The 20,458-nt window shown below is 50.0% G+C and carries 19 protein-coding genes and 3 pseudogenes; 12 read left to right on the top strand and 10 right to left on the bottom strand.

From position 1 onward, the window contains the following. Window positions 1–129 precede the first annotated feature (129 nt). Window positions 130–981 carry an SDR family NAD(P)-dependent oxidoreductase gene (locus K1I37_RS21400; RefSeq protein WP_021294749.1) on the bottom strand — a complete coding sequence of 284 codons (852 nt, stop codon included), beginning with the start codon at window positions 979–981 and terminating at the stop codon, window positions 130–132. Window positions 982–1,113: 132 nt separating this feature from the next. On the opposite strand from K1I37_RS21400, the gene K1I37_RS21395 reads away from it, so the two are divergent. The 6 genes from K1I37_RS21395 to K1I37_RS21370 all read left to right on the top strand — a co-directional run bounded on the left by K1I37_RS21395 (window position 1,114) and on the right by K1I37_RS21370 (window position 8,972). Continuing rightward, the gene (locus tag K1I37_RS21395) at window positions 1,114–1,536 is read left to right on the top strand and encodes a MerR family transcriptional regulator (protein ID WP_146824833.1); all 423 of its coding nucleotides are present in this window, start codon (window positions 1,114–1,116) and stop codon (window positions 1,534–1,536) included. Window positions 1,537–2,034: 498 nt separating this feature from the next. Then, window positions 2,035–3,621 (top strand): spore germination protein, encoded by a 1,587-nt coding sequence (locus K1I37_RS21390; protein ID WP_242216033.1) that lies wholly within the window; start codon window positions 2,035–2,037, stop codon window positions 3,619–3,621. Further along, window positions 3,618–4,838, top strand: coding sequence for a Ger(x)C family spore germination protein (locus tag K1I37_RS21385; protein ID WP_146824835.1), 1,221 nt, complete (start codon window positions 3,618–3,620; stop codon window positions 4,836–4,838). The genes K1I37_RS21390 and K1I37_RS21385 overlap by 4 nt, the downstream gene beginning before the upstream one ends. A 139-nt stretch (window positions 4,839–4,977) precedes the next feature. After that, window positions 4,978–6,363, top strand: a complete 1,386-nt coding sequence (locus tag K1I37_RS21380; RefSeq protein ID WP_021297070.1) for an IS1182 family transposase — start codon at window positions 4,978–4,980, stop codon at window positions 6,361–6,363. A gap of 329 nt (window positions 6,364–6,692) precedes the next feature. Next, window positions 6,693–7,781 (top strand): GerAB/ArcD/ProY family transporter, encoded by a 1,089-nt coding sequence (locus K1I37_RS21375; RefSeq protein ID WP_021295512.1) that lies wholly within the window; start codon window positions 6,693–6,695, stop codon window positions 7,779–7,781. A 210-nt stretch (window positions 7,782–7,991) separates the two neighbouring features. Continuing rightward, a complete protein-coding gene (locus K1I37_RS21370; RefSeq protein WP_242216030.1) occupies window positions 7,992–8,972 on the top strand; it encodes a transposase in 981 nt (326 codons plus the stop codon). A 207-nt stretch (window positions 8,973–9,179) separates the two neighbouring features. Here the strand turns inward: K1I37_RS21370 and K1I37_RS21365 are convergent. After that, window positions 9,180–9,527, bottom strand: a pseudogene (locus tag K1I37_RS21365) (IS66 family transposase); the annotation flags it as partial. 27 nt (window positions 9,528–9,554) lie between these two features. On the opposite strand from K1I37_RS21365, the pseudogene tnpC reads away from it, so the two are divergent. Further along, window positions 9,555–10,510: pseudogene (gene tnpC / locus K1I37_RS21360) on the top strand (IS66 family transposase); the annotation flags it as partial. A 158-nt stretch (window positions 10,511–10,668) separates the two neighbouring features. Here the strand turns inward: tnpC and tnpB are convergent. Continuing rightward, complete coding sequence (gene tnpB / locus K1I37_RS21355; protein ID WP_146824971.1) at window positions 10,669–11,028, bottom strand: IS66 family insertion sequence element accessory protein TnpB; 360 nt, start codon at window positions 11,026–11,028, stop codon at window positions 10,669–10,671. Further along, window positions 11,022–11,351 (bottom strand): IS66 family insertion sequence element accessory protein TnpA, encoded by a 330-nt coding sequence (tnpA, locus tag K1I37_RS21350; protein WP_146824972.1) that lies wholly within the window; start codon window positions 11,349–11,351, stop codon window positions 11,022–11,024. Before tnpA ends, tnpB begins: the two co-directional genes overlap by 7 nt. Window positions 11,352–11,411: 60 nt before the next feature. Between tnpA and K1I37_RS21345 the strand changes: the two genes are divergently transcribed. Further along, window positions 11,412–11,669 carry a transposase gene (locus K1I37_RS21345; protein WP_242216029.1) on the top strand — a complete coding sequence of 86 codons (258 nt, stop codon included), beginning with the start codon at window positions 11,412–11,414 and terminating at the stop codon, window positions 11,667–11,669. Window positions 11,670–11,986: 317 nt separating this feature from the next. On the opposite strand, the gene K1I37_RS21340 is transcribed toward K1I37_RS21345, so the two are convergent. From K1I37_RS21340 to K1I37_RS22055, 5 genes and pseudogenes are all read right to left on the bottom strand, one after another. After that, complete coding sequence (locus K1I37_RS21340; RefSeq protein ID WP_021298699.1) at window positions 11,987–12,670, bottom strand: hypothetical protein; 684 nt, start codon at window positions 12,668–12,670, stop codon at window positions 11,987–11,989. A 306-nt stretch (window positions 12,671–12,976) separates the two neighbouring features. Next, on the bottom strand, window positions 12,977–13,189 hold the full coding sequence (locus K1I37_RS21330) for a hypothetical protein (RefSeq protein WP_021298698.1): 213 nt from the start codon (window positions 13,187–13,189) through the stop codon (window positions 12,977–12,979). A 380-nt stretch (window positions 13,190–13,569) separates the two neighbouring features. Then, on the bottom strand, window positions 13,570–14,535 hold the full coding sequence (locus K1I37_RS21325; RefSeq protein WP_021298697.1) for a helix-turn-helix transcriptional regulator: 966 nt from the start codon (window positions 14,533–14,535) through the stop codon (window positions 13,570–13,572). Then, window positions 14,532–14,831 carry a hypothetical protein gene (locus K1I37_RS21320; protein WP_236613938.1) on the bottom strand — a complete coding sequence of 100 codons (300 nt, stop codon included), beginning with the start codon at window positions 14,829–14,831 and terminating at the stop codon, window positions 14,532–14,534. Before K1I37_RS21320 ends, K1I37_RS21325 begins: the two co-directional genes overlap by 4 nt. A 21-nt stretch (window positions 14,832–14,852) precedes the next feature. Continuing rightward, window positions 14,853–15,002 (bottom strand): annotated as a pseudogene (locus K1I37_RS22055) (Arc family DNA-binding protein); the annotation flags it as partial. A 347-nt stretch (window positions 15,003–15,349) separates the two neighbouring features. On the opposite strand from K1I37_RS22055, the gene K1I37_RS22050 reads away from it, so the two are divergent. From K1I37_RS22050 to K1I37_RS21305, 4 genes are all read left to right on the top strand, one after another. Further along, entirely contained in the window at window positions 15,350–15,460 is a 111-nt protein-coding gene (locus K1I37_RS22050; protein ID WP_021298694.1) for a putative holin-like toxin, read from the top strand. Between the two features lie 321 nt (window positions 15,461–15,781). Continuing rightward, entirely contained in the window at window positions 15,782–16,036 is a 255-nt protein-coding gene (locus K1I37_RS21315; RefSeq protein ID WP_146824904.1) for a YhjD family protein, read from the top strand. Then, a complete protein-coding gene (locus K1I37_RS21310; RefSeq protein ID WP_146824903.1) occupies window positions 16,033–17,289 on the top strand; it encodes a DNA polymerase IV in 1,257 nt (418 codons plus the stop codon). Before K1I37_RS21315 ends, K1I37_RS21310 begins: the two co-directional genes overlap by 4 nt. 12 nt (window positions 17,290–17,301) lie before the next feature. After that, a complete protein-coding gene (locus K1I37_RS21305; protein ID WP_021295594.1) occupies window positions 17,302–17,625 on the top strand; it encodes a YolD-like family protein in 324 nt (107 codons plus the stop codon). A 168-nt stretch (window positions 17,626–17,793) separates the two neighbouring features. Here K1I37_RS21305 and K1I37_RS21300 read toward each other — a convergent pair whose 3' ends face one another. Next, a complete protein-coding gene (locus tag K1I37_RS21300) occupies window positions 17,794–20,430 on the bottom strand; it encodes a TraM recognition domain-containing protein (RefSeq protein ID WP_242216028.1) in 2,637 nt (878 codons plus the stop codon). Window positions 20,431–20,458 lie beyond the last annotated feature (28 nt).

Here is a 20,458-nt window from a genome sequence, read left to right as displayed (position 1 = left end):
AGTCCGGTGGTTAGCTTCCTTAACTATAACTATCATCGCATAAAAAACAAAACTAACAGGCATGAGTTCTGGAATACCGAACTCATGCCTTGAAAGCTTCCTAATTGCAAAGTGTCTAGCTTTTTGGGGTCACTCATGGTGCGATGGCTGATTTTTTGGTTTGCCTTGCGCTGCGTTCGAGACAGCCTCCCACGCCTCCCAGGTGGCTAGGCGATCAGCATAAGCGTCACGCGCTCTCGGCAGGACCCCGGAGCCGGCAGCAAATCGAAGCGGCGGATCCTCTGCGTCCACGATCTTGAGGATGGCTTCTGCTGTCGCTTGCGGATCGCCGCGTTCTTCGCTCGATAGCTCCCCGAAAACCCGCCTCCGAAGATCGGCATAGGCGTCAATTCCCGGTGCGGTCTTCAGCGACGAGGGACTTGCAAAATCGGTCGCATAGGCGCCGGGTTCGAGCAGCGTCACCTTGATGCCAAAGCCTTTGACCTCTTGCGCCAGGCTTTCGTGGAGCGCTTCGACTGCCCATTTGGAGGCGCAATAGAAGCCGATGAGCGGCATCGCCACAATCCCCATGCCGCTTGAGACGCCGAGTAAATGCCCGCTGCCCTGTTGCCGCAGCAGAGGCAGGGCTGCTTGGATGACCCGAAGCATACCAAAGTAGTTCGTGTCAAACAGAGCGCGGACTTCGGCCTCGCTAGCCTCCTCAACCGTGCCGACCAGGGTGTAACCGGCATTGTTGAGGACAATGTCCAGCTTGCCGAAATGCGCGTGTGCCTGCCGAACGACATGTCGAGCCTGATCGGCATCAGTTACGTCGAGCGCCATGGGGAGAACGGCGTCTCCGAAACGTTCCTTCAGATCGGCAACGTCTGCCAATGTGCGGGCGGTAGCTGCGACCTTATCGCCACGCGTGAGTGCAGCTTCGGCCCAAATGCGCCCAAAACCGCGAGAGGCTCCCGTAATGAACCAGATTTTTTTATCCACGGTGTACTCCTCCTTTTGTATATTACTGTCGGATTTACGGTGTCGATACACTTGATGTACTATGAGGTTACAGCCTTCGAGTAACACGAAGTCAAGAGGTTGTGATCGAAATCTTTACGAGGTGGATTTGCAATGTATACCGTAAAAGAAGTAGCTAAGATGCTTGATTTGACCGAACACACTGTTCGCTACCATACCGATAAGGGACTAGTCCCAAGTGTGCAGCGCGACATCAATAACAATCGTCTTTTTGATGACGAGTCCTTAAATTGGCTTACAGCTGCCAAATTTCTGAAACAATGTGGCATGTCAATCAAAGACATCAAAAGGTTTGTAGATTTGTGTTTGGAAGGCGTTTCAACCATTCAGGAACGCTATGAAATTATTTTGAAACAAAAGGCCGTTGCTCTGGCTCAGGTGGAGGAAGCGAAACGAAGCGTCAAATATCTAGAAGACAAAGCAAAACACTACCTTGATGTTATCAATGCTGTGATCACCGATGACACGAATCCTGGTAAATGGAGTAATAGAAATCACACGCAGACACACCACTAAACGGCTTTCTTAGTACCGCAAATTAATAAAGCGAAAACCCTTGCCGAAGCGCTACCAACAATAGTACCCTATCACATAGGATTACTATTGCAGTAAACTGCCCGTCGCTGCAATATGCAATAAGTAGCATACAGGAAACGTACAATTGTGCAATTTAATGCATAAACGCTCGTCACGTTTCTCTGCAATAAGCCTGATGTTTGGTTTTGTTCAGTTTAAATCACCCTCTCCGTTCACTACTGTCAAATCAGAAATTCTTGTCCCAGTAGAAGAAATGATAGAAGAGCAATGCCCCCTTGGTTCTTCACTGTACTTTATCTGCATCACACACCTCCTTAACTTCAAGAACACTCTTCACCTCATTACAGGGATTACCGTGTTAATCTCCCTCTTGCCCGCAAAAGCAACAAAAAACTCGTGCATACCAAATATTGGTGAATAGCTTTGGCTGGATGTGGTCAAAATACCAAGAGAAATTACACGCGGGGAGAGCATGCTGTGTTACTTAAGAAGCGGGGTAAGAAGGCCAAAGATCTCGGGAACCATCCTGACAGAATTGCCGGCTTGGTGGATGCTTCGTGGCATCAGCCGGATGAACCCTTGCCCTCCCGTCTAGAAGGTTTACGTGGCTGGATTAAAGGGGAGTGGCAACACTGTGACGACTTGCTACGCCGCGAAGTCGACGTTCACGGTACGCGCGTACTTTTGATCTGGCTGCGCGGTTTGGTGGACCTTGCGCGAATCGAAGAGGGTGTTCTCCAGCCCCTTGAGACCTTGTCACGACGGCCATCAGACATACGGCAGATTGGGTCCGTCCTGCACACAGTACACATCCGTTCGATCGGACTGCGCTACGAATTGAACGCTGCTGTGTCGGATGGCCAGGTGGTGCTCTACGCCGACGGTTCCAAAGTGGCTCTCGTACTTGATATCAGCAATCCTCCGGTGCGGGCCGTCGAAAAAGCTGAGAACGAACCCACTATTGAGGGTCCTCAGGAAGCGTTCATCGAGCATTTGGAGCTCAACATCGCGCTCCTGCGCAAGCGGATCCGCAGTCCGCGCCTAAAGGTCGAATCAATGCGTATCGGTGTATACTCCAAAACTACTGTATGCATCGCCTATATCGAAGGCATCGCCAAACCAACTCTGGTGGACGAAGCGCGCCAACGGCTGCGCAAGATTTCCATCGACGGAGTGAATGATATCAACAAGTTGCGCGAACTGATCGGCGACGCGCCGTACACCCTGTTTCCGACAACCGAAGAGACCGAGCGACCGGACCGGGTGACGGGCAGTCTGCTGCAGGGGCGCATCGCCATCATGCTCGATGGAGCGCCAACCAGCTTGATGGTACCAGCACAGTTCATTAATTTTCTGGCATCAGCCGAAGATTATTACATAAACTACACGCTAACGTTGTTCATTCGCATTTTGCGCCACATCGCATACTGGTCTTCCCTCATGTTGCCGTCTCTGTACGTAGCTCTCTTATCTTACAACCAGGACCTAATACCGACACCGTTACTCGTCAGCATACAGGCCCAACACCGCGGCATTCCGTTCCCTACCGTCTTGGAAGCGCTCGTGATGATGGGTGCCTTTGAAGCCCTGCGTGAAGCCGGAACGCGACTGCCAAGGGCGGTTGGGCAATCGGTCAGCATTGTCGGCACACTTATTGTCGGCGATGCCGCAGTGCGTGCGGGTCTGGTATCTCCGGGCATGGTGATTGTGGTGGCAGGAACCGGAGTCGCGTCGTTTGCTCTTCCGGCATATGGATTTGTGAATTCAAGCCGGATTATTCAATTCGTATTTGTCATCATAGCTGGTATCTTCGGACTGGTCGGCATCGTCGTCCTCGGATTAGTTCTTGTGACGCATCTCGTCTCTCTACGTTCCTTCGGAGTTCCATACATGGCCCCCATCGCTCCGTTTACTTGGTCGGACATGAAGGATATGTTCTTTCGGGTTCCGTGGTTTGCGACCAAGCGACGCCCTGGCCAGCTTGAACCGATCGACCGTGTCAGCAACCGCAGTCCAGCACCGCGAGTTCCCAAAAAATCTCCCTATGGCGAGGGGCAGCCATGAGGTCGCGCCTTCTGCGTAAGCTGGCCTTCCTCTTCGTGACGAGCGTCGGTTCGTTGCTTTTGCCAGGGTGTTTTGACATTCAGGAGGTCGACGACATGAATATCGTCATAGCCCTTGGTATCGACCGGACCGACGACGGCTTGGTACGAGTGACGGCCCAACTCGTCAATCCGGATGCCGCTCCTTCGGCTGGAGGGAGCGGTTCAGGTTCAGGGAAAGGCGGCGCGCCCTTCATTATCCGTGAAGAGACGGGCACAATTATCGAAGACGCGATGAATAAATTCAAGGCGGACGTACCTCACCTCATGTACTTGGCGCACAACACGGTGTTGGTGTTCGGAAGCGACTACGCAAAGCAAGGCATTGACAGGGCACTTGACTACTTCGAGCGGAACCGGTACTTTCGCCGCAATCAACTGTTCCTCGTGACACCGGGACAGGCCCAGGATGTTCTTTCGGCACCGTCCGAACCTGAGCCGCTGAACGCGCTGGGCCTTCGTGCTTTAGTGGAGCAAATCGGTGAGATGTTCCGCGTTGTCAACAGTGAGCAACTCGAGGTAGTGAAGGAGTACCTGTCACCGTCGCAGGCCTCCGTCCTGTCGTTGGTAGACAGAGGCGCTACGGGCCACATTCTCATGAAAGGGGTTGCTTTGTTTCGCGGTGCAAAGATGGTGGACGTCCTGACGGTGGACGAGACGAAGGGGCTCGCGTGGCTCATGATGGACACCCGCCAGGTGGTCATCCCCCTGCCGTGCGACGCCAAGGACGGCGACGTTGGAAGCGCCGTGCGATTGCTCGGTTCCCACACCCAGGTCATTCCACGGTTTGGCAGCGATGGGGTGAGTTTTCTGGTGAAGGTTCAAGCGCGGGCGGAGATCGACCGACTTTGTCCGAATGATCGGTTGAGCGAGAAAACTTACCAGCAACTTGAGCAGAAAACTGCCAAGTACATGGAACGGCATATGCAGGCAGTGATGACAAAGCTCCAAGCCGACGATGTGGACGCTTGCCAGTTCGGCACGCGATTGTTTATCGAAGACCCACACACGTGGCGACAGATTAGTGCTCAATGGCCAGCTTACTTTGCTCGGGCGCAGGTCAGATGCAATGTACGCGTCCATATTACCCGGACCGCCCTTTCTTCCAATACACCCGAATCCGCGGCCTCGCGAAGTGGCTTGGCTCCACCGGCAGGGCGCGGAGTGATTACACAGTGATCTGGCTCGCGCTATTCACTGCCTTTGCCGTTGCAGTCCTAGGAGCGTGTCCGAGTAATTCTTGAAGTTTCCCAACAGGGAATTTTCGGATCAACAACGAAGTATCCTGTACTGGGATTCACAATGGAGGCTTCGACTCTTGGGAAAAAAGTTCCGTGACTACGACCCGAACCAACTCATGTTGTTACCACCGAGTTTGAACGAATGGCTACCCGACAATCACTTGGCGAACTTCGTCAGTGATGTGGTCGATCATATGGATATCTCCGTCATTACCAAGCAGTACGAACAGGAATTGCGCGGTTTTCCTCCGTACCACCCGGCCATGTTGTTGAAGGTTCTTATCTATGCATACTGCACAGGTGTGTACTCCTCCAGAAAGATTGCAAAGGCTTGCCAAGATGTTGTAGCATTCCGAGTCCTGTCGGCAAACCAGTTTCCGGACTTTCGTACAATCAGTGATTCTCGCAAACGCCACCTGGGCACCTTCAAGGAACTTTTCTTGGAAGTCGTGAAGATTGCCCAGCATGCAGGGATGGTTAAGCTCGGACATGTAGCTCTGGACGGGAGCAAGATTCGGGCGAACGCATCTAAGCATAAGGCAATGAGTTACGACCGGATGAAACAGCAAGAACAACGGCTACGCCAAGAGATTGCCGAGCTTACGCAGCAAGCTGAACGCACCGACCGCAGTGAAGACAAGAAGTATGGTAACACCATGGGCGATGAACTTCCTGAAGAATTAACCCGCAGAGAAAGCCGATTAGCAAAAATCCAGGAAGCAATGGCTGCCTTGGAGCAGGAAGCCAAGGAAGAAATGGAACAACAGCAGCAAAAGGAACAACAAGACAAGAAGGACGATGACGATCCCACCAACCAGACAGGCGTCAAAAAGCGTGGCCGTCCGCGCAAGGAGAGTCATCCCGCAGGCGTTCCGCGGGACAAAGCACAACGGAACTTCACGGACCCGGAATCCCGCATTATGAAATCGAAAGACGGTTTCATCCAAGCATACAATGTGCAGTCTGTCGTAGATGAAGCGTACCAAATCATTGTTGCAACAGATGTTACAGACCACACTAATGATCATGGCGTCCTACGTACCATGGTTGAAATGACCGAGGAGAATGCAAAAGCGGCAATTGGCAAAATCTCATGTGATGCGGGCTACTTTGCCGCAGACGATGTGACATGGCTTCAAGAGAAAGAAATTGACCCATATATCGCAACGGGTCGTCAAAAACACAATGAGGTGCCGGAGTCACCAAGAGGACGAATACCGAAACACTACACGGTGAAGCAACGGATGGCTCGGAAATTAAAAACAAAGAAGGGTCATGCCGTCTACGCGAGACGCAAAGTGATCGTTGAGCCTGTGTATGGCCAGATTAAGGGTTGCCGGGGATTCGACCGATTCTCTTTACGAGGCTTGGAAAAAGTCAAGGGAGAATGGTCGTTAGTTGCCATGTGCCATAACCTGCTGAAGATATTCAAATACGGCCATACGAGCTGGGCAACGTGCTAAAGATGAGGCTACACTGTCCAGTTCTTGTGAAAAGAACAACACCAGTGCGGAATGTCATTGACCATTAATGAGAATTTTGGAATTAGGACTCAATTACAGAAATTCTAAGCTGAAATACTCGGACACGCTCCTAGACAGACATTCCCTTCGCCAGGCAGCGCGCCGCGAAGTCCCAGTGTACTGGGGACTCATCTTCGCAGCACTTGCCATGTCTGCGTCTGTCTCCTGGCATCTGTGGCCAAATCTGCATCTGTTGGCACCGTTCGAAGCCATGTTTGGTCCAGTTACAAAGTGGATGTACAAAATTCTTTAGAAGGGAATCCGACCTTATGTCGAACGTACAGATTTCCCGATTTCAACTCGTCATCGTACTCGTTTGGAGCATCCTTGCCACCGGCATCGTCACAGTCCCGTTCAGCGTTGCCCAATTCACCGTCCGCGACAGCTGGATTACGGATCTCCTGTTTGTGGCCGGGGGCCTGTTGTCCGCTGGTACCGCTGCGGTATTCATCCGTGCGCTGCCAAACCGAAATCTAACCAACGGCTTGATTGACACATTCGGACCATGGCTGGGACGCATGTTTTGTCTTTGGTTTCTTGTCTGGCTGTACCTGATTAATTGCACCATCCTCCGGGAAGTAGAATCGTTTGTGAGCATCACCATCCTGCCTAGAACCCCGGAATATATCATCGGACTACTCTGCATGGCTGGGATCTCATACATGGTGTATATGGGTGTGGAGGTCGTTATGCGGGACGGTGAGTTCATCATACCGCTCGCGCTCGCTGTGACACCTGTTCTCTTTGCCCTGTCCATGAAGCACATGGATGTCCATGAACTGATGCCAGTTCTCGCCGACGGCTGGCAGCCGGTGCTCCGCGGTGCCGTCACACCGGATCTGACCTACGCATTGGAACTGTTGATTAGCCTACAGTTCGTACGGGCCTTGCGCGAAAGCCGGACCCTTCCCAAAGACATGGTCACGGCTACGGCCATCCTGACTGTTCTCTTGACCGTCATTCAGATAATTACGACAGGCGTAGTGGGGCAATCCGAGAGTTATCTGTCGTATCCGGTGCTCGAAACCGTCCGCAGCATTCGCATCGGTCGCTTCCTGGAGCGCCTGGACACACTCTACGTGATAGGTGTGATGTCCACCATATGCATAAAACTGGGTGTGTTTCACTACGCCTGGTGTGAAGGTATGAAGGACGTTTTTAAACTGTCATCACACCGAATTATGGCGCTCTCCGGCGGCTTATTCGTGTGGGCTGGCAGTTTTGCATTCTTTCGCAGTACGAAGGAAATGGAGCACTTCATCGCGGGTGTGGCGCCAGCGTATTTTGTGGTGACATTGATATGTATTCCCCTTTTAGCTGCCATGGTAATGAAATTTCGGAGGCAAGCAAAACGTTAGGGGGCGGCAGTCCCAGGAAAAACGCCTGTCAGTATGCAGCACCAAAGCGGTCATGAATTGGGGAAAGTTCAAGATGCACAGAATGTATAAACCCGGATTTCGACGATTGTGTCCTCATAAACTGGTGTGAATAATTGAAAAGGTGCTCCCCGTATGGCTAAGATGAGTTTGTCGAGAACCACATCTTCGCTAGGAAGGAGCACCTTTTGGGTGAAACAATATAATCATACACGAAGTCAGTTTGCTCGTAAAAGCTCTACAATTCATACTCGCTACGATTTGAATGCCGCCACCTCCTTTGGCGGTGCAAGTGGTCTCATAGATTTCGTTTTGGGAACGGGTATTGACAGGGAGTTTTGGGTACATGGATTACGCAAGGGCAGAAACACCCAGTTCCACATGGACGATATTGCTCTGACCGTCATTTTCGGTTCCTTGCTGGGTCAGGAACGGATTTTCCACTTTGAGGACATTGAACAAGATCCCCTGTTGAAGCTGAAGTTGGACGTGCCGAAACTGCCTGATACGACTCTGTTGTATAAGGATCTGAAGCGGCTCGGTTCCGACGCTGGCATCAAAGCGATACGTTCGGCGCATAGACAAATCCTAAGGTCACTTCTCCCCAAAGGACAAGGCATCGTGGTCGATATCGACTCCTCTGTAGAGACTGTTTATGGCGCGCAGCAACAGTCCGCTGTTGGATATAATCCACACCATCACGGACGAGCGAGTTTCCATCCCTTGCTGGCGTTTGATTCACTCACTGGTTGTTGTCTCTATGATGAGTTGCGCTCTGGTGACGCCCATACATCAGATGGATTTGCGGATTTCTACAAGGCGATGAAAGACCAGTTGCCGGATGGCGTCAACATTCGTGCCGTCCGCATGGATAAAGGGTTTACCGGAGAAAAAGTGTTTCAGATATTGGAGCAAGATCAGCGGGATTACGTCATCAAACTGAAGTGGACCAAGCGACTCGCACAGTTGGCGCAAGCGCCAAATCTCCTCTGGCACTGCATCACAGAGAGTGACCGGGAACATTGTGACGTTACTTCCATCATGTATCAGGCAACATCCTGGGACAGGCCTCGGCGGGTCGTGATTGTGCGTCGCTTAGACATTGACCCCCAGGAGTGCCTGTGTGCGGATTGGCTCTGGGAATACGAGGCGATTGCCACAACGTTTGACTGAAGCGGCGAGGATGTATGGCACTTCTATAACTTTCGTGGTAACGCTGAGAATCACATCAAGGAAGCCAAATATGGATTTGCCATTGACCGATTCTCCAGCCAGAATTTCGTGAGCGTCAAATGCGCCACACATCCCATGTTTCAAGATAGAAGGTCTAGTATATAAATCACCCCCACCATCGCTGGTGAGGGTCTATGAGTTTGGGTTTTATTTTTTCCTTGGGCTGCGGACACTTTCTGGCAAAGCACTTGACCAAGGAAGGAGATCCCGTAGTGTCTCTGGATTGTCTATGTCCACGTTCGGCATTTGTTCGAAGAGATAGGTCAGGTAGTGCAAGGGGCTCAAGCCGTTCTCCTTGGCGGTTTCTACGATGCTGTAGATCATCGCACTGGCCCTCGCTCCGCTAGGCGTGTTACTGAACAGCCACGCCTTGCGCCCCATCACGAATGGTTTAATCGCTCGTTCCGCACGATTGTTGTCAATCTCCAAGTTCCCATCTTCTAAAAAGGCAACAAGTTTTGGCCATCGGTTCAAACAGTATCCAATCGCTTTTCCCAAACCGAATCCGTCTCGGTTAAGCCCCGCAAGAAGCAACCAGGCTTTCGGGACGAACTGCTCAAGAATCTGCCCGTGGAGCGTATCGAGTATCGGCTCTCGGAAGACGAGCGGGTCTGCCCTTGCTGTGGAGATGCATGCACGAGATGAGTTCTGAGATTCGTAAAGAGCTGAAGATTATTCCGGCTCAGAAAATCGTCATCGAACATGTGCAAATCATATACAGTTGTCGACCGTGCGAACGCAATGGGACTGAAACGCCTGTGGTGAAGGCGAAGATGCCGCGTCCAGCTTTTCCGGGTAGCTTGGCATCGCCATCGGCGGTGGCCTACATCATGGACAAGAAGTATGGGGATGGTATGCCGCTTTATCGGCTGGAGCAGCAATTTGCACGCCAAGGCATGCCATTATCACGACAGACCATGGCGAACTGGGTACTAACTGGGGCGAACCAATGGCTCCAGAAAATCTACGAACGAATGCACAGAGAACTGCTTAGATGCAAGTACTTGCACGCAGATGAGACCACTGTTCAGGTCTTGCATGAATACGGTCGAGCCGCTGAGACAAACTCATACATGTGGCTATACCGTACGGGGCGGGATGCTCCGCCAATCGTACTGTATGAGTACCAAATGACCCGGGCTCAAGAGCACCCGATTCATTTTCTCAACGGGTTCAAGGGTTACCTTCATGTGGATGGCTACGCCGGGTACAACCAGATTCCGAATGTAGTCACCGTGTCTTGTTGGAGCCATGCTCGACGTGGTTTTGACGAAGCGATTAAATCGCTTCCCTACAACAAAAGAAATGCCCCGGTTGCTGCGAGGGAAGGTCTCAATTACTGCAACCAACTTTTCAAAATTGAACGCGATTTAAAAGACGCGACCCCAGAGGAACGTTATGACCAGCGGCTAAAACGAAGTCGCCCGGTTTTAGACGCTTTTTTGGCGTGGCTTGAAGTTCAAAAGGATCAGGTTCTGTTTCAAATCCGATATTTCTTGTTTTAATAACCGGTTTTCGTTCTGTATGGATTCAAGCTGTTCGGTCTGTGAAGCCGATGATTTTGTCATGTTTACTGATTCGACATTGATGACCATAATCCCTTGTCATGATTGGATTCTTAAGCAATTTTTCACGGTCATATGACCGTCTTCGCCACCACCTTTGGATGTGCTTGACGTTGTGTGATGGACAACCCGTCCAGCAACCAGCGAAGTTCTCGACGGCTGACACAGATAGGGCCTTCTTGGGATGCATCTGGCCACTGAAAACGACCACGCTCTAAGCGACGGTAGTGCAGCCAGAATCCGGCGTGATCCCACTGGAGAATCTTTAACTTGTCTCGTTGCCGATTGCAGAAGACGAAAAGACAGGGCGAGAACGGATTCAAGTCGAACACCTCTTTGACGAGTACGGCGAGTCCGTCAATGGATTTGCGCATATCCGTAACACCGCCCGCCAAGTAGACTTTCTGCTCCGATGTCGCGTCATTCAGCATAATGTCGCCAAGGTCTGAACGACCTCGCGTAAAAAGACGAGATTACACCCTGGCTCCACTTCAACACGGGCATCGCCGATACAAATTGCAATTTTACCTCCTGACATTGGCTGGCCACCACTGCCCTCGGCAACCTCGACGGACAACCATTTCACCGGTGACCTAGGTCCCGACTTGTGGCTAGTGCTCGTCTTCTGCAGCCAATACCGCAAGGTATGAATATTGACACCGTGCTCGTCGCACCAGACTGGCGCACTTTGGCCACTGGCACGAAAGCTCGCGATCCGTCCCTCCCACAGATCTCGTAACTCCGTTCTGCACAAACAAAAAACCTCCTCGATGTATTTGAGGAGATTATCTCGCCATTTTCATGTAGTTACGAGGTGTGCGCTACTTTACGCTCACAGAATTTCAATGCCAACAAAGCACTGCAAGGTCTAAAGCTACTTGCGTATAATCTACTCCTGCTGTACAAGCACGTCGCGCTTCAACCAGGAGTGCGACAGTGGACCGCCGGACGGCTCAGACGAAGACTATTCCATCTACCTGGGATTCTAGTGCGTCATGCACGCCAGTGGAGCATTCGTCTTCCCGTGTATGCCAAGCATCGGTCGTTGATCATGCTTCATGCCGCCACGTAGATTTTTCTTCCAATTGAAAAAGTGGAGTTCATAGCCTGGCTTGGGGAGGGGGGAATTGTGTCCATTGCTCTAGTTCCGTACCATGATTTCGCCGTGTTCGCTAACAAACCCACCAAATACTTGAAAACACGCCCCGATCAATGACCTCAATCACCTAATCGTCGAAATCCGGGTTTATCATTTGACTTGTAGTGATGAAATCAGTATCACAAAAACGTTCGTTTGTGAGACAACCTGAAAAAACCTTTGAACCCAGAGGACCCAAAGGCTGTAGTGGTATCAAAACTGATCTTTAAATCAATGTCTCAAACGTACATTTAATCTTTTAGATATGAACGTTCGGGCATCCAGTCCCAGAAGCCGATAAGGGTTTCTGCGTACCTGTGAAATAACGATTCGTCGAGTTTTAATCTTTGTTCATGTAGAGTGGTAAGCGAATATGGTGTAGAAAATGAAGGGTCATATCCATCACAAAATAACAAAGGATTTAACTTATAGAGCCTCTTCAGAGAACCACCTTCGCCATGTTTCAATGCATTACAAATAAACCGAAGTTCCTTAATAGTGCGCCAATCGGTGAAAGATTCGAGATGGATGCCAAACTCGGTGAATGCATCCTTCACTTCTCCAAAGTCATTGCAAAAGTCGTCTTTAGTGATGAAGGCGTCATGCGAAATCTCTTGGTACAGGAAGTCTCGAAGTTGCTGTTCCCAGTATTGACATAGCATTGTGATCCACATTGCAATAGAGTTATACCTCATTAGACACATGTTTAAGTAATAATCGAGTGAAACTTCGCGAGCCAAATCCGCACCATCGGCTGGGTCCGCGTCGGGATTACCGTATCCATATTGTTGGAAAATTTCATGTCCGTATCTTTGGGCCTCTTCATCGATGTTATTAAACAAAGCAAGAGCTTTATCAAATGTGTCTGAGTACAATTTGATTTGATTCTTCTTCTGTTCACGAAGACCTGACCAAAGATAAAGTTGTATTTGCACCACGTACTCCCCCTAAAGGTGATATCAAAGGTTAATAGTAAGATACACGTCGTCCATATCGTCCTGCGTGATCCCGATATATCGCAACGTCGTCGCCGGTGAATGATGATTGAGGAGCTGCTGAAGCAACGTGATGTCCTTGCCCATCTGGTAGGCATGGTAGTGCTACTCAGCATAGGTGAGCACTTAAACATGCCGATTGGCAACGCAGCGCGCGCCCTCGTGATAGAGGCACATCTCTGTAGTAACGGGACTCCCGATCACGCATCACACTGAAACAGGGAGAAGGACTTCGTCCTGATTAATTTAGTAGTCAAATGTCCTACTGTTCGCGATTTTTCGATACATGGCTATAACAGCAGGGTGTTCGCGTTCCCATTCCAAGTCCTGCATCAGCGGAACACCAAATTCCCTTTTCACGACGTCCATTAAGTTAGATAGTGCCTTGTCTTGAGCTTTTCCACTTGGGATATCATGCAAAATAGCTTCGTAACGGTCCTGCACTTCGGAAAGTTTCATCTTAATCTTTTCTCCTGAATATCCCTGCGTATGTATCAGGGTTTTATAATGAGCCTTACCTATCTTATATTTCTCTATAATAGACGGTTAAGAGTAATTTTATCCTTGAAACGGTTAGTCAACATGGTGCACAGGCAATGACAAGCACGGTGAAATAGAAGCGGCTGAAGGAATCGCATCGGACGGGACACAGCGCCCCATGCTCTCGCTTATACTTGTCCGCCGTCGTGATGACTCTCCCGAACTCTACATCTGTGCGCCCTTGAGAGGGACGCCCGAAACGTAGCGAGTCAGTCAAAAAGACGCCCCCCGGATAGGCGTCTCTGCGTTTTGTTCCCTGATACCATAATACACGGGTTATTTTGGTATGTACTGTTGAGTCATTTTGTTTTACTGTTGATTTTTTCGCCCGACCATATATCCTCAACTGAACACTCTAGTTCCTTAACTGTTTCCAGTGCCTTGTCCAAGGATGGGTTGTACATTCCGTCTTGCCAACATTTGATCAGCGTTGGCGAAACACCTATGCGCCTAGCCAACTCTCTTTGGGATACCTTTTTCTCCTGCATGCGTTCTCTCAGACAGTTAGCCAATCCTTTTTCTTCGACCGATAGGCCAAGGAACTCCGTAAACTGCTTCATGCCGCTAAACTCTCGCGCCATAGCCTTACGCCAGCCCTCATCGTACTTAGCTAAGGCCGATAGTGTGATGCCTGATTCAAGCGCTTTAGCTGCAGTCTCTAGGATAAGTTCGCGCGTCCACGCACGCTGCCTGTTGGTCGCATCGGGTACATATTCGATCTCAGCTAACGCCGCGTCTAAAGACCCAAAGTGCCTGTCAATGGCAGCGTAAAGCCGACTATCCAACTTCAGCAAAGCCCTTACATCAATGCCAAGTGCTTGCGCCTGCCTAAGGTACTCAGTCAACTTGCCCTTTGCCCACGTGAAGCGGTCAGCCTCATCGGGCGAGATGCCAATGGACTCTAGAAAGTTTGCCCAGCTTTTATACTTATGGACGATAGACCGATGCTCCCGATAAAAGTAGTGCTTGATAGTGGTATCCGATATATCGGCGCCGGCCTCGTATGCCTCGCGGATAAATTCGGCCAAAGCTTCCTCGTCGTGATACGCCCGTTCGTATACATCAAGACTTACACCAGCCGCTATGAGGGCTCTATCCCATGACCCGTGAGTACGCCAAGCTGCAACATATGCACCTTTATCCTCTCGGATCATGTCTTTCGGTGAAACTGACAGCCCTTTTTCGACTCTATCCTTGATTACCGCTTCCACGCGCTGTCGATACCAGTAACCGTGCGGCTTTCGTTTGACTTTGATAGTCCTCATGCACCTATAGCCTCTTTCGCCCGCTCAACGCTCAAGTCGCCGTTGGCAACTTTATACCCGATGGTGTCAACGTAGCCGCCGATCTCTTCATCGGTCTGAGCGGCCTGCTCCGGTGTGATCCCTGCATCCGCCAACCGGCGCGCATCGATAGCCTCAAAGCACCGAGCCTCTAACCATGCGTCAGCTTCCTCGGGTGTAAACCCAGCGCGTTCCCAAGACTTAACACCGTACTCCACATCTCCGCCATGCGCAAAGTCACCGTGTTTTTCAACAACATCCTGCATCGTTATTGCCATGACCGACACTCCTTCGTTTTTAAAAGACTGCTCAATCCGATATAAGATCTCAGCGTTGATGCTACGATTATTCCTGGCTGCACTAGCTGCCAGTTTGGCGTGCAATGACTCAGGATATCGCGTGTTTATCTGCTTAGTTGGCCCCGTTACCTGTGATTGACGAGTTCCCATGTCTCTCAACTCCTTATAACTATATTAGCATCATTTTGATGCTATGCAATATGCAATTATGCAATCGCTTGTTCAACCAAGTTGCGAATGCCTGCTTTGTTTCTTATAAGCGGGGAAACGTTGATTTCGCCATCTTCTTCGATGACCAAATAGCCCATGCGTTGTTTAGCGTTTCTCCGATGATTCGTTTTCGTTTAAGCAATATCGGCAAACGTTCAATGTAGTAGCGCAGTAGAAAAAATCTTGGTCAACCATCAACCTGTCTAGTAAAATAGATGTACGGTACTAGTTGAACCACGGGTGACGCCTCTCCTACAAGTCCTCTCGGACAGAGGGGAGGTCGGACGATGGATGTGACATATCAGGCACTAGGAGTCGCACTACAAGCAGGCATGTTTCTCATTGCGCTGCTTACGCTCATAGTAACTATCGTCATAGCTCTTCGTTCACATAAGTAAGAGTCACCCCGATAGGTTCGCAGCCAAGGGGTGACTCTTTTCGAGTTGCCACGATTGTGGCGATTCACTTGAGTCGTCCGAGTGCGGGAGACCGTCACTCAAGGCGATGTACCGTAAGGAGTCAGAGTTGCCGCTCTGGCTCCTTCTTGTTAGGATTAAATCCTTATCCCCATTTTATTCGATAACTCCCCACAAATACAACAAAAAGTCGCTTTCATAAAATGGAACAAATTGCACCCGAACAAATGTTTGCATCGTAAAACTCATCACTCGTATAATACAGCATAATAGAACATACGTTCGCGTGGAGGTACATCAAAAATGGAACGACCTACTGCTGAAATAAGGCGTTTGCTATTGCTCGGTCTACTGAGAGATTACATACAGCAAGAAATCGCACATCTTAAGGATGACCTAAAAAAGGCCAATCTCTCCATTAGCGAAATACAAACCAATGAACTTGACATCACCGTTAAATTTGTCAACAACGGCATGTATGATCAAGGAATTTACATGAAGAAAATGCTCGACGCTGAAATCAAGAACCGCGCCAAGCGGACTGGGTTGATCATATGAAATGGATATACGGCTTGTGTGATATGCAGAGCTTCTATGCATCGTGTGAGGTAGCATCGAGGCCGGAGTTCGCCGCTCGCCGCAAGGAGTTTGACGATTCGACCGACCCGCCGTTAGTGGTATCTGGGGACCCGACTAGACGCAGCGGCATCGTGCTGGCCGCCACGCCGACCGCTAAGAATTTTGGTGTAAGTAATGCCATGCGACTCGGTGAGGCACAACGTCTCGTCCCAGGACTCATTGTTGTCCGTCCGCGCATGGGATTTTATCTTGAGACGTCCGTGCGTATTCAGGAGACCATGCGACTGCATTTTCCACTGCAGGAGCAGTTCAGCGTTGACGAGGGCTTTTTCGCGCTGCCCGCCGATTCGCCGTTGTTTCCAGATCCGATTGAGGCAGCGCGTAAGCTTCAGGCAAAGATATGGGACACTTTCCGTATCCGCTGCCGTATTGGGCTGGGGCCGAATAAATGGGTGGCCAAGATGACCAACGCAAAGGCAAAGAAAACGCCTGGTGGCATCGTATGGTGGAAAGAGAATGACATACCTACACAGCTCCACCCACTTAAAGTCGAAGAGATGTGGGGGCTTAAAAAGCGTGCTGAAACGCTCCGGCGTGAGTTCAAGGTCGACACAATTGGTGATGTGGCGCGGATACCGGTTGGACAGCTACGGGCACGCTTTGGCGTGTGGGGCGACGTTATTCACCGATGGTCCCATGGTCAAGACATCAGTGAAATCAATCCAAACAGCTACCATGCGCCTCACAAGGGGTTTTCGCATCGTACAACGCTGCCAAGGGACTTTTATGAGCGTTCCGAGGTCGCAGTGGTCATTTTGGAACTGCTCGATGAGGTTTGCTATCGCCTGCGCCGCGCCAATCAGCATGGCCGACGTGTCGGTTTAGGCGTGACCTATGAGCGCATGGAAGGTGGCTTCTGGAAGGCGAAGACCCTGTCACGTCACACGAATTCTCCGGAGGAATTGTACCCGGAACTCTTGGCCCTCCTCGACCGCTATTGGGACACTCGCTCAGGTGTGCGCGCGGTGAGCGTTGCCGTGGATATGTTGCAGTTTACGGACGCACTCCAGTTGTCACTGTTTGATGACGTCCCAAAGCGCAAAGACCTATACGCCACGGTGGATAAGATCCATGAGCGGTTCGGCGAGACGGCGCTAATGCGGGCGGTGAGCCTGACAAAGGCTGGTCAGTTGCGGGACCGTAGCTCCAAGATAGGCGGCCACTATGCGTAATGAGGTGAGACTGTGAAAATCGATGAGGGGAACGTGTTTGAGCTAATGAGGCTAGTGCTCCCGGAACACCGCGGCGCCATGAACCAATATCAAACGGCTAGGGCAATCCGTAAAAAACCCGTGTTGTCACAACAAGAGTGGGAAGATATGTCATTTGTCATTAGTGATGCAATTGAATCTGGATCGTCCGTGCGCCTCACCTTGTTTGGGCCATTTGAAAATGAAGTATGGGAAGGCGTACCAGTGATATACGCTGGTCAACTACACATAGTCATTGATGACGAACGCCGGCGTTTGCCTGTTGAGCGGCTTATTGCTGTTACAACTTCGAACTAGCTACCAACATAATTCATAGGAGTGAGCGTTTTGCAGAATTCGATTTTTCACCGTTTCTCGCACATATATAGTGTACGAACTATCAATGGAACACTATATATAGTGTCAAATGCGTTGTGAACGTTAATTCTGCAAAACGCTCGAGTAAAAAAGTAGCCCTCACGGGGGCTACTTTGCGATATTTTCTTTCAAGATATGATCACATTCCCGGCATTTGAATAAAACAGATTCTCCGCGAATGTGTTCTTTCATCTCGGTACCGCACTTCGGACAAAGTCGACCTTCTGGCTTAGGGGCATGTGCTTCTTCTTTGACCCCCTCCGGCTGCGATTGAGAATTGGGCTGTTTTGCCCGACCGAACGTGTTTCGTAACCGCTCCTTTAGATGCGCGTCTCTTTCGTTTTTCGAAGGAGGTGTGTCATATGAACGTTCGTTTTTAGGTTCTTCGCTTTTAGGGTTTTCATCGAAGAACGAGTCCTCAAACAAGTCTTTTAGCAACAATGGCTGCGGTTCATAGACTTCACTCATGTCATCAGGTCGACTGGTTGGACCGTACATATCTGGTTCTACTTTCATCCCCCATCGATAAACAAATAAGGTCTTACCTCCAAACGTCACGAGCGGCCATTTAACTTTTGCAATGAGTTCGGTTTTAGGATATACCGAAATTCGCTCGGGGCGCTTCACACGAGGATTCTTCATTCTCGTCATATCAGATTTAGCAAGTTTGCGGATAAGCGCCTTGTCTTCACTCGGTTCATTGATCCGCATACGGAGCGGTCGTTGACCCTTCCGATTCCTCACGCCGACGTAAATGACTTCATTTTCGCCTAATTCGTATCGGATATACTGTGGGCTAAAGCGATCCACTAACTCTTCGCTCTCACTCGTTGTCACCAGTGGTCCGCCGTCGTCCCTACCTAGCCCACCCATACGAATCTGACGCGTTGATTTACTCTTTCGGATACGTTTAACTTTGCCGCAGAGTTTGGATACGTCCATCGCATCTTCTGCACCCAGGTTTGATAGGTATACCCAGTGACGTGTTGACCCTTCCATCGTTCGCAAGTAGCCTCGTCCTACTTCCTCCATTTGCGCACGAGATTGCATCGCAGTCACCATACTGTGGCAGTGTTTACGGCCCTGAGTGCGAATTTCGTTTATGGAACGCGTAGCGTATGATGGATATTCATCCACATAGGCATACACTGGCGGTTTATCATTGTCTCTACCTGGACGATTAAGAACTGCTTGTTGTTCAAACACGAGAATCATTCGACCCACAAGCTTACCTGTGTCGGTTTGACCGGTGATCACAGACAACAGCTCGCCTTTTCGTCCATGTGGTGCTTCTGCTTTCCACGTATCTAAAGATTCACGGACATACTTTTTATACCGGTGATTTGAGATCCACCGACTAAACCATCCACCAGTGGACGGAAATGGATTTTCAAACTTTGGAGGCTGCCATTCTTGTGGGTCAATCCATGATTCAAACGAGAAATTTGGTCGATCAGCTACGTGGTCAATGCCCGAACCGAGCAGTTCCTGCACATATCCACTTGAGATAAGGACACGTACTTTACCACGAAGCCCACGAATGATGTTTTTGTATGCATCAGCGTTTTTCCCCTCACTGCTTCCGCCAAACTCGTTGATAATACTCGCGGCCGCACGTTTTAACATGACGCGCTCATTGTTGGAAAGCTTTGGCCAAACTACTGTACGTATCCATTCGCTACGAGACTCCATGAACGGCCTATCAGAGTCGCCGTTCTTCTCCATTGCGTCTGCTACACCCTGTACCCTCTGTGCCTCTAAGAAGAGCTCGTCCATGTCATTAAGATATTTGTCGTACCAACCAATCATGTCAATTTCTACAGGGTTACCCTCAGCATCGAAACCGTACAAGTACTTGTAAAGCTGTAGAGAATCTGTGGTGGCCTGTGCGGCCATCGTGTCAAAGAAGGCGTCACCCTTACCTTTATCCCCGGTCTGTTCGTTTAGGACGATGTTGACATTTGAGATAATCGCGTCAATATCATTCCCTGCGAGGGGATTAAAACGAATGTTAGTTCCTTTACCATCGACTTGCCCGTCAATAATGTGAATTCTGCGTACCGTCAACCCTAACGATTCTGCGTATCGTTCGACGGATGGTTCTGGCTGTGGCGAAACCCAAATAACGTTCGCCATAATGCCTCGCGCGATGTTCTCCAGGTCTTCGAATATCATAGGCTTCATGGTCATAAAGGTTTTACCTGAACCAATGGGGCCGATAATGCCCATATTCAAGAATCGGTCTTTTGCTTTAATAACCACCTTTTGCCCTGCCTTGTTACTTGCATCAGGTAACCCCGGCTCTGATTCACCGATTCCCGTTCCGATTGTAACGTCCGGAAACTTGTACGTGTCATCCTTAGTTCCAAAATTGACCGGATCAATGAAAAACTTCACAAAACGATTCAAGGCGTACAAAAATGGATAACCAGCTGACTTTACTGCGCCGAATACCAGAGCGAAAATAGCTGCGATAATCAAGATATCTACCATCACGCCCAAATTATGAAAGCCATTCACGTGTAGTACAGGCACCCCAATGACCTTTTGACCCTGAAAGTACGGCATTGTTATCCAGCCAGGTTTTTTCCCTGTCTTAGCGCTACGGGCAACAGCATGATTTACGGCATTCGCGATCCTGTATAATGAATACCCACCGAATCCTAGCACTAACCCGGCTGTAATCCATCGCATCATACGCATGACAGTTGATAGAATAACGAGAAGAATTATCACCGGAATCACTAGAAACACCGGGTGATGGAGCAACGGC

This window comes from Alicyclobacillus acidoterrestris (genome assembly GCF_022674245.1).
GTDB classification, from domain to species: Bacteria; Bacillota; Bacilli; order Alicyclobacillales; family Alicyclobacillaceae; genus Alicyclobacillus; species Alicyclobacillus acidoterrestris.
This window is presented reverse-complemented; position numbering and strand designations above follow the sequence as displayed.

What these genes read in the sequence shown, in the direction of transcription:
- K1I37_RS21395 (WP_146824833.1), top strand. Translation starts at nt 1,114, where the DNA reads ATGTATACCGTAAAAGAAGTAGCTAAGATGCTTGATTTGACCGAACAC.
- K1I37_RS21385 (WP_146824835.1), top strand. Translation starts at nt 3,618, where the DNA reads ATGAGGTCGCGCCTTCTGCGTAAGCTGGCCTTCCTCTTCGTGACGAGC.
- K1I37_RS21375 (WP_021295512.1), top strand. Translation starts at nt 6,693, where the DNA reads ATGTCGAACGTACAGATTTCCCGATTTCAACTCGTCATCGTACTCGTT.
- tnpB (WP_146824971.1), bottom strand. Translation starts at nt 11,028, where the DNA reads ATGCTGAATGACGCGACATCGGAGCAGAAAGTCTACTTGGCGGGCGGT.
- K1I37_RS21330 (WP_021298698.1), bottom strand. Translation starts at nt 13,189, where the DNA reads ATGAAACTTTCCGAAGTGCAGGACCGTTACGAAGCTATTTTGCATGAT.
- K1I37_RS21325 (WP_021298697.1), bottom strand. Translation starts at nt 14,535, where the DNA reads ATGAGGACTATCAAAGTCAAACGAAAGCCGCACGGTTACTGGTATCGA.
- K1I37_RS21320 (WP_236613938.1), bottom strand. Translation starts at nt 14,831, where the DNA reads ATGGCAATAACGATGCAGGATGTTGTTGAAAAACACGGTGACTTTGCG.
- K1I37_RS22050 (WP_021298694.1), top strand. Translation starts at nt 15,350, where the DNA reads ATGGATGTGACATATCAGGCACTAGGAGTCGCACTACAAGCAGGCATG.
- K1I37_RS21315 (WP_146824904.1), top strand. Translation starts at nt 15,782, where the DNA reads ATGGAACGACCTACTGCTGAAATAAGGCGTTTGCTATTGCTCGGTCTA.
- K1I37_RS21310 (WP_146824903.1), top strand. Translation starts at nt 16,033, where the DNA reads ATGAAATGGATATACGGCTTGTGTGATATGCAGAGCTTCTATGCATCG.